We start from the raw sequence: 9,317 nt of genomic DNA, 5'->3' as shown, positions 1-9,317 counted from the left end.
ACGCTGCTGCGGCGAAGATACTTGGTGGGTAACTGCCTGGGAAAATAGCTCGGTGCCAGGTTAATATTCATAGCAAAGCCCTCTTGGATAATATTACAAGAGGGCTTTGCTATTTTATAGAGGGCTTTGCTATTTTATAAATGTGGAATTTTGCTATTTTATAAATGTGGAAGGCTATAATCTAGAATCAACTGGTGTGAATAATGAGCGTTTAATCGCTTTAATCATATTGATTACTTTGGCTTACACCAGTTCAATCATGTCTGGGGAAAGAATCAAAAGTAAAGGCGTAGTTAAATATGTTGGCCGCGTGAAAGAAAAAGGTAGGACGCAGCGCCGTCATCGCAGCTTTTATATTGGTATCCACGGCTATGCTTGGGTAGAATCTCTGGCATTGTTGCGTGAACAAACTGTTCAATTAATGGCATTAATTCCACATAAACGTCCCTATTATCAACGAGGTCGTAGAGCCGAAAACCTTATCCAGTCTACCTTTGAGCTATAGTTGTCGCCCGTCAGAATAAAAAAGGGGCTTTTATAGTTGTCACCCCTTTTTTATTCAATCGGCCATTTCAAAGACTTCCTTAGTTATCCACTAAGACGCATATTGATCGACAAATTTCTGCAAACCAGCCTTATAGCCATTTCCAACAGCTTGGAATCTCCACTCTCCATCTTTTTTGTATAGCTTCCCAAATTCGATGGCTGTTTCTGTTGAAAAATCTTCTTCTAACTCGTACTTGGTAATTTCTTTTTCCGTGGACAAGTCGTAAATTCTTATAAAAGAATTTCTGACTTGTCCGAAGTTTTGTTTTCTGGTATCTGCTTCGTGAATTGTGACAACGAAAACGATTTCTTGAATGGAAGCATCTACTTTGCTCAAATCAATTTGAACCGTCTCATCATCTCCCGCACCCTCGCCAGTTCTGCTATCTCCCATGTGTTTCGCAGAGCCGTCTGGGGATTGTGTATTATTGTAGAAGACAAAGTATTTGTCGTTAGGAATTTTTCCATTGGTTCCTAACATAAATACAGAAGCATCCAAGTCAAACCCAGAACCCGTATCTGTGGCGTTGACATCCCATCCCAAACCGATCGCTGCATTTTTCAAGCCGGGAGCTTCTTTTGAAAGATTAACTCTTCCACCTTTGCTTAGATTAATTGACATGGTTTCAATTCCTTTCAACAAAACAATTTCTATTTTACGTTTACATTCAGTTGATTTACCCAGCGAATAGGGAGCAACTAGGTATTGAGGGAGCGATCAAGCATAAGACTTAACAAGTTCTTGCAACCCATTAGCCCTAACCCCATTACCGATCGCTGCCATTTTCCACTCATTATTATGCCTGTAAATTTCCGCCATGATCATTCCAGTCATCCCCATATATTCGAGACCGGATAAATTATACCGCGCGAGTTCTTTATTATTGGAGATATTCACCAGGCGCACAAAGGCATTTTTTACCATTCCGAAGTCCTGTTTCCGAGCAACGCCCTCGTAAATATTAACCGTGAAGATCAGTCTGGCAATCTCTACTGGGACTTTATCCAAATCTACAATAACTTGTTCGTCATCTCCCTCTCCTTCACCCGTAAGATTGTCGCCCAGATGGGTAATAGCTCCTGAACGGTGCGATAGGTTAGCGAAGTAAACTACATTAGCTATATCATTTACTTTGCCCTTATCATCTAAACAGATAACTGAGGCATCCAGATCGCAATTTGCAGAAATACCGCCACCGGCTTTTTTAACTACATCCCAACCTAGCCCGCACATGAGTTTTGTTAAGCCCGGTGCTTCTTTAGTAAGGGAAATGCGTTGTCCTTTTTCTAAATTAATTGCCATGTTTGTTATTTCCTAGCTATAGCGATCGAGTCGTGCTTTAAGCCGCCTTTATAACCCGCTCTAATGTATTAAGATGCCATTCACCATTTCAACTTCAAATAAGTGCGATCGCAAAACAAATTAGTCAATCAACATTGCAGAGCCGTACCAAAACCAAAGGGCGAAATCAAACTACAATACAAATTTTACTCTGTTGTCTTACTGACTGGATTTTGACCGCACCTCTTTAAAATATAACTCCTCCTGTAAAAAAGCAAAATTATGATAAAAATATTTACATTATAGCTGGACTATTCGCAGTTGGTATTCTGACTACCGAGAAAAAAGCTCAAACACAACAGCCAGTGATAGCAATTCATCATTACCTAGCTTTCCAAATTGAAAAAAATTATCCATTTTGAACAATTCGCCGATCGTACTCTTGTTCAGTCATCAATTCCTGAGTACTTTCAACACGATCTAAAAAGACAATACCATCTAAGTGATCGTATTCATGTTGAAATATCCTAGCGACAAAATCTGTTAATTCTTGCCGATGCAGCTTACCGTCTCGGCTGGTATACTCAACTTCAATTTCTTGATATCTGGGAACCAAACCGCGAATTCCCGGAATGCTGAGACAACCTTCCCAATCTTTAACCACCTCGGATGAGTGTGCAATAATACGCGGATTAATTATCGCCGTTGGTTCCATTTTCGGTGCGTGAGGATATCTGAGATTGGGACGAGATGCGACAATAAACAAGCGATAAGATTCTGCTACCTGGGGTGCGGCGATGCCGACGCCATTTTCTTTGGCAACTGTTGCCATTAAGTTGTCGATTAATTTTTGAATATTGCGATCGCCAAAATCGTCAATCGGCTGTGCTTGCTGCCGGAGTACAGGATTTCCGAGTTGGGAAACTTGCAGAATTTTCGCCATGTTGGTCGGGAGATTAAAAAGAGGCATCTGAAATATCTGTATTTTAACGCATACCTAAATAGTTCAAGCTCTCCATCGAAGAACTTGACTATTTAGGAATTAAGGTTCGTCTCGTCGGACTGGGAAAGCGCCTAGCTGCACTTGTACGCTTTGAGTTTGACCATTGCGCTGCACATCCATCTGCAAGCTGTTACCTACATTCCGACTTTCTATTATCTGCTGAACTTTATCAGCTGTCGTAACGCTTTGATTGTCAACTTTTTGGATTACATCTCCTTGCTGTAGTCCCGCTTTATCAGCAGGAGAATTGCGAACTACGCGGACTACTAAAACTCCTTTATCTGCCTGCACGGTGATGTTACCATTGGCAGAATTTTTGATTCTTTCCTTAATTTCAGGTGTGAGGGTTGCCATCTGGATGCCAACAAAAGGATGTTCAACTTTTCCTTTAGCAATTAGTTGCTGGGAAATTCGTTGTACTGTATTGATGGGAATGGCAAAGCCTAATCCTTGGGCTCCACCGATGATGGCCGTGTTGATGCCAATCACTTCGCCGCGAGCGTTTAGGAGTGGGCCTCCAGAGTTACCGGGATTAATAGCTGCATCGGTTTGAATAAAACCAATGCGCTTATCGGGAACGCCTACTTGAGAGCTAGTTCTGTCTGTGGCGCTGATCACGCCTACGGTGACGGTTTTGTCTAAACCCAGGGGATTACCAATTGCGATCGCCCATTGTCCGGGACGTAACATATCGGAATTACCCAACGCCACAACTGGCAAATTATTAGCGTTAATCTTAACTACTGCAATATCGGTCAAGGGATCTTCACCAAGAACTTTTCCCTGAAAAGTTCGACCATCCCTAAGCGTTACAGTCACTGTATCAGCACCATCTACTACATGGGCATTGGTGAGAATTTGCCCCTCGGCATTGATTACAAAGCCAGATCCGGTTCCTCGCAAAGTCCGCTCGGCTGGCGGTACGGGTGCGTCACCACCAAAAAACCGCCGAAAGAAGGGATCGTTGTATTCATCACCCGGTGCTTGACGCCTCACCGTCCGTGCAGAATCGATTCGCACTACCGCAGGGCCAACCTTATCCACAGCTGCGACAACGAAGTTAGTATCTGTGTCATCTCTTACTGGCAAAGAACGACTGGTGGTATTGCCGAGATTGCTGGGAGTAGAAGTAGAAGTAGGAGGAGGAGCGATCGACTGTTGAGGAGAAGAAGATGCTCTGGGAAGCTGCGAGCAACCGCCTAGAAACGTCGCCCCTACTACGGTTAGCAGCAGCAACTGATAAATGGCTGGTGTTTTGGCAGAGAAGTTGGCCAATGTCATCGTTTTGGGGACTGTAGTATCTACTATTATGAACTTTTATTTAAGTAGGTGGGCATCCTGCCCGTCTTTGTATTCGATTTAGATGCGTAATAGCTTATTTAGCCTGCGTAGGTAGGCTTTGTGCTTTCAAGGATGAACGGAACCATCAGGCATAATGGCACCTCTTAGATCGGCGCTGCCTAAGTTAGTACCTGTCAAATTGGCAGCAGTTAGGTTAGCACTTCCTAGATAGGCACCTCTTAAATCGGCATCTGTCAAATTAGCATCTGTTAATTTAACATTCTCCAGTTCAGCGCTTCTCAAATCGGCTCTAGTTAAATCGGCACCTGTTAAATCAACACCCTTAAGATCCATACCGCTGAGGTTAACTTCCCTCAAATTACACCCCAAACATTGACGAGTTTCTTGCAATTGTCGAATAGCATTTTCACCAGTTATAGGTTTGAGGATATGTAAAGTTGCGATCGCACTTGTGAGGCACACAGCAAATAGCCCAAACTTGAGCAGCAAAATTCTGGTTGTTGTCTTTTTTAATTGCCTAGTGCTGTCGATCCTATCTTGTAGTTTAATAGATTGAAGCGCATTCAGAGCGATCGCTGCTTTGGGATAGCGATTTTTCAAATTAGGTGCCACCATTTTAGAAAGCCAATCTGTAAACAGGGGACTGAGATTTGGCAATAGTGGTTTAAAGTTGATGCAATAAGATTCATCGATTAAATTGCCAATATCAGATGATTTAGTCTTTGTCAACAAACAAATCAATGTAGTCCCTAAACTATACAAATCGGAAGCTTCTGTCAGTTGGCGATTAAAAATTTGTTCTGGCGGCATAAATCCCAAAGTGCCTTTAACTGCGCTACTGGCACCCACTTCTTCACCCCCGATTTTAGCCAAACCAAAATCCACTAAGTAAACTTTTATTTTACTTTGACGATCGACTAAAATATTCTCTGGTTTAATATCTCTATGAAACACGGTCGGAACTTGCTGTTGCAGGTAAACTAAGACCTCTAAAAGTGCGATCGCAATTTGCTCTATCTCTTCCAGCGTAAAGTTTTGCGCCTCAGCTAAGGAGGGAGCTTTTTTATATTCTTGTACTAGACAAAATCCCGTACTTGTTTCAAAAGAATCTAGGTACTTGGGGATACTGGGTGAATTTAGCTGTTGCAAAACTTTAATTTCTTGTTGATGCGCCTTGTATTCTGACCAACTAGCTCCAATTATAGCAAATTGAAATTGTTTAATTACTACCTGCCGCTCAGTTTTTATACTGGTTGCTAAGTAAGTAACTCGACCACCAGCGCGATTATGTCCCAACAAACGCTCAACTTGATAGCCTTGTTCAATAAAATCTGGAAAATTGTTTCCAGTAGAGTAGTTTGATGCAAGGTTATTGTCTTTCTGAATACTGTCCATAGTTATTTCAACCACAGATAAACACGGATTTCAGATCTGATTAAATATTGTTTGGATAGATTATAACCTTTTCAAAGTTTTACTTTTTTGCACTAACCGGATAAATTCAGCCCGATAGCCATCTAAATCTACATCCTTTGACTCATTTGCGAGCTTCAAAATTTCATCAAAACTTGCCTTTCCTTTATACTCAGAATCGCGCAATATCATACCGAAAGCTGCAACAGCAGATGCAAATCTAAAATTAGTGGATGCGTCTTTTAGTTTCAATCCTTTATCTAATACTGGTGTTGTCAAAAGTTGAGAATTTGTCTGATTTGGTAGTTTGTAGCGTAACTTTATCTGCATCAATTCGTTATTTTGATAAGCATTGGAAGCTACCGTATTTTCTTGGTATTTTAAAGAGTCAACTTTACCCAATGAAACATCACTCTTGACACCAGCAGGAATAACCTCGTAAAGAGCTGTCACTGAATGTCCTGCACCTATTTCTCCAGCATCTTTTTTATCATCGTTAAAGTCTTGATTTTGGAGGATGCGGTTTTCATATCCAACTAAACGATATCCTTGTACTTTAGCTGGATTGAATTCCACTTGAATTTTAACATCTTTGGCAACGGTGAGAAGAGTTCCTCCTATCTGTTTTACCAGGACTTTATTAGCTTCGAGAATGTTATCGATATAAGCATAATTCCCGTTTCCCTTATCAGCAAGTTGTTCCATTTTGGCATCTTGCAAATTACCCATACCAAACCCAAGTAATGTCAGGAAAATTCCTTCGTTTCGTTTCTGCTCGATCAGGCGCACCAGTGCTGTATCGCTGGATATCCCCACATTGAAATCACCATCTGTTGCGAGAATAATGCGATTATTGCCAGAGGGAATAAAGTTTTCTTTAGCGATTTTATAAGCTAGCTGAATTCCTTCTCCACCTGCGGTGGAACCACCCGCTTGTAACTTTTCAAGTGCATTTAAGATTTGCTCTTTCTGATTTGCAGGAGTGGGTGGTAAAACTACGCCTGCTGAACCAGCATATACAACTATAGAAACTCGGTCTTTGCTTCCCAATTCGTTGACAAGCAAACGCAAAGCTGATTTGAGTAAGGGGAGTTTGTTTGGTTCATCCATAGAACCGGAAACGTCTAACAAAAAGACAAGATTGCTGGAGGGTAAATTTTCGATAGAAATCCGTTTTGCCTGCAATCCAATCTGAACTAATTTATGAGATGGATTCCAAGGCGCTTCGGAAATTTCCGTGGTAACTGAAAATGGAGTAGAGTCTTTGGGTTGTGGATAATCGTAGGTAAAGTAATTAATCATTTCTTCCAGGCGGACTGCATCTTTTGGTGGAAGTTGACCTGAGTTGATGAAGCGTCGAATATTGCTGTAAGAGGCAGTATCTACGTCGATAGAAAATGTTGAGAGGGGGCTATTTTTAACTGTTTGAAATGGGTTATCATCAATGCGAGCGTATGTTTCGCCATTAGAGTCTTGACTGGCATCTGGCTTTTGATCTGAGGGGACTTGAGACTGCGATCGCTTTGAAGTAGGCAATGAGGCAGGTTGTTGTGCTGGGGGTGCGGCGGCGGATGGTGCCAATTGAGCCTCTGATTCGGGTGGACGAGCAGATCCACTCGGTGCTGAACGTTCCTTTGGAGAACAAGAAACTATCAGGTTTCCTAATAAAGCAGCTATTGCTAATATGACAATGGATTTGTGTATATACTTCATAATTTAATGATATTTTTGTCAAGGACTGATTCGCTATTCCAAGTCAATTCACTATCCCAAGAAAATTACACCTCTTCATTTCTACTAATTTACCATCGCGCATTATGGCAGAAGTTCGATGCTATAAGGTGGTGTTTACACGGTTATAACCCAAACAAAAAGCAGTGTCTAGTAGTTGACTGTTGAAACATATCCTTACCAAATAAGTGATGGATTTTGTGCAGACTGGCTCTTGAAATAGAAAAAACTAAATTAAAACTGCTAAGTAGTCTATTACATTATATGATTAACTATAATAGCAGTTAATTCTGTTAAACTGGTGTCTAGATTGGATAGTTTATTTTTTGACCGTTAGCGGTAGAGGAAAACTCGTGGAACTTGCCCTTGAAAGTCTCTGGAGTCAGGTACTGGAACGGTTGCAGATACAATTGAGCCGCCCCACGTTTGAGACTTGGATCAAGACCGCTAATGCGGAGCAACTGGAAAATAACTGTCTGGTAATTCGCACTCCTAACCCGTTTGCTCGAAATTGGTTGCAAAAGTACTATATCAAGACGATCGCAGATGTAGTTCAAGATATTTTGGGTCATCCAGTCGAAATCTACATCACAGTTGCTCAAGGGGATGAAACCTCCACTGGCGAGGCGGGAGTCTCTTGGCCCCTGCCGATCGAACCCAGCAGCTTAGAAAATAGCGATCGCACGGAACCAGATCGGGGTCACCACTCCGATCGCCATCGGCCCAAACCAACCACATTAAACTCCAAGCACGTTTTCTCTCGGTTTGTAGTTGGGCCCAACAATCGCATGGCTCACGCCGCCTCTCTAGCAGTCGCCGAATCTCCGGGACGCGAGTTTAACCCCCTGTTTTTGTGCGGTGGCGTCGGTTTGGGAAAAACACACCTGATGCAAGCGATCGGTCATTATCGCCTGGAAATAGCCCCCGACTCCCGAATCTTTTACGTTTCCACCGAACAATTTACCAACGATTTGATTGCAGCTATTCGCAAGGACAATATGCAAAGCTTCCACGAACATTACCGCGCTGCGGATGTTCTTTTAGTGGATGATATCCAGTTTATTGAGGGCAAGGAATACACCCAAGAAGAATTTTTCCACACCTTCAACACTTTGCATGAAGCTGGCAAACAAGTCGTGATCGCATCCGATCGCCCACCCAAGCAGATTCCCGGTTTACAAGAACGCCTCTGTTCCCGTTTCTCAATGGGATTAATTGCCGATATCCAACGTCCCGACTTGGAAACTCGGATGGCAATTCTGCAAAAGAAGGCAGAGTACGAGAATATGCGACTGCCTCGCGACGTAATTGAATACATCGCCACCAACTACACCTCTAATATTCGGGAACTAGAAGGTGCTTTGATTCGCGCTGTTGCCTATATCTCGATTTCAGGACTGCCGATGACGGTGGAGAATATCGCACCAGTTTTAAACCCACCTACAGAGAAAGTAGCGACGACGCCTGATGTGATTTTGGCGGTTGTAGCTGAAGCTTATGATATTCCCATCGACGATCTCAAGGGAAACTCGCGGCGACGGGAGATCAGTCAAGCACGCCAAATCGGTATGTACCTGATGCGCCACCACACAGACCTGAGTTTGCCCAGAATTGGCGAGGAATTTGGCGGTAAAGATCACACTACGGTGATGTATAGCTGTGAAAAAGTGGCACAACTGCGAGATAGCGATCCGAATATGCCTCAAACGCTGCGCCAACTAAGCGATCGCATTAACCTCGCCACGCGATCGCAAACCAACTCCTGAAAAGTTAAAAGTCAAAAGTCAAAAGTCAAAAGAGGAGAAAGAATTAATCAGAAGTTTTTTTGCCTGTGGAAAATTTGTGGAAAATCCGATGATTTCGGTGGAAAAGTATTGTAAGTATAAATACTCTGTGGAAAACGAAGCATTTTTTCCCCAAGTTTTCCACAGGGTAATAATTTATGAAAAGCTTAGCTGGAAGATGTTTACCAACTTTTTCCACATTTTCCACAGGCAAAGAGTGCGATCGCACTCTTTGGTACGTTGTTGCGCTTTAGCG

The 9,317-nt window shown here is 42.5% G+C and carries 7 protein-coding genes and 1 pseudogene; 2 read left to right on the top strand and 6 right to left on the bottom strand.

Annotation, left to right across the window (positions count from 1 at the left end; translation table 11 throughout):
- Positions 1-172: 172 nt before the first annotated feature.
- Positions 173-365 (top strand): annotated as a pseudogene (locus tag LAY57_RS36485) (IS4 family transposase); the annotation flags it as partial.
- A gap of 230 nt (positions 366-595) precedes the next feature.
- Here the strand turns inward: LAY57_RS36485 and LAY57_RS11630 are convergent.
- The 6 genes from LAY57_RS11630 to LAY57_RS11605 all read right to left on the bottom strand — a co-directional run bounded on the left by LAY57_RS11630 (position 596) and on the right by LAY57_RS11605 (position 7,259).
- Positions 596-1,168, bottom strand: coding sequence for a TerD family protein (locus tag LAY57_RS11630; RefSeq protein WP_249066637.1), 573 nt, complete (start codon positions 1,166-1,168; stop codon positions 596-598).
- A gap of 96 nt (positions 1,169-1,264) precedes the next feature.
- Positions 1,265-1,849 carry a TerD family protein gene (locus LAY57_RS11625; RefSeq protein WP_249066635.1) on the bottom strand — a complete coding sequence of 195 codons (585 nt, stop codon included), beginning with the start codon at positions 1,847-1,849 and terminating at the stop codon, positions 1,265-1,267.
- Positions 1,850-2,237: 388 nt separating this feature from the next.
- Entirely contained in the window at positions 2,238-2,771 is a 534-nt protein-coding gene (gene def / locus LAY57_RS11620) for a peptide deformylase (RefSeq protein ID WP_249066653.1), read from the bottom strand.
- A gap of 99 nt (positions 2,772-2,870) precedes the next feature.
- Positions 2,871-4,112 (bottom strand): HhoA/HhoB/HtrA family serine endopeptidase, encoded by a 1,242-nt coding sequence (locus LAY57_RS11615; protein ID WP_249066633.1) that lies wholly within the window; start codon positions 4,110-4,112, stop codon positions 2,871-2,873.
- Between the two features lie 126 nt (positions 4,113-4,238).
- Positions 4,239-5,528, bottom strand: coding sequence for a serine/threonine-protein kinase (locus LAY57_RS11610; RefSeq protein WP_249066631.1), 1,290 nt, complete (start codon positions 5,526-5,528; stop codon positions 4,239-4,241).
- A gap of 60 nt (positions 5,529-5,588) precedes the next feature.
- Positions 5,589-7,259 carry a vWA domain-containing protein gene (locus tag LAY57_RS11605; RefSeq protein ID WP_249066630.1) on the bottom strand — a complete coding sequence of 557 codons (1,671 nt, stop codon included), beginning with the start codon at positions 7,257-7,259 and terminating at the stop codon, positions 5,589-5,591.
- A gap of 371 nt (positions 7,260-7,630) precedes the next feature.
- Here LAY57_RS11605 and dnaA point away from each other — a divergent pair, with 371 nt between their 5' ends.
- Positions 7,631-9,043: a chromosomal replication initiator protein DnaA gene (gene dnaA / locus LAY57_RS11600; RefSeq protein ID WP_249066628.1), complete on the top strand. Its 1,413-nt coding sequence runs from the start codon at positions 7,631-7,633 to the stop codon at positions 9,041-9,043.
- Positions 9,044-9,317: the final 274 nt, after the last annotated feature.

Source organism: Argonema antarcticum A004/B2, from assembly GCF_023333585.1.
GTDB lineage: Bacteria > Cyanobacteriota > Cyanobacteriia > Cyanobacteriales > Aerosakkonemataceae > Argonema > Argonema antarcticum.
This window is presented reverse-complemented; position numbering and strand designations above follow the sequence as displayed.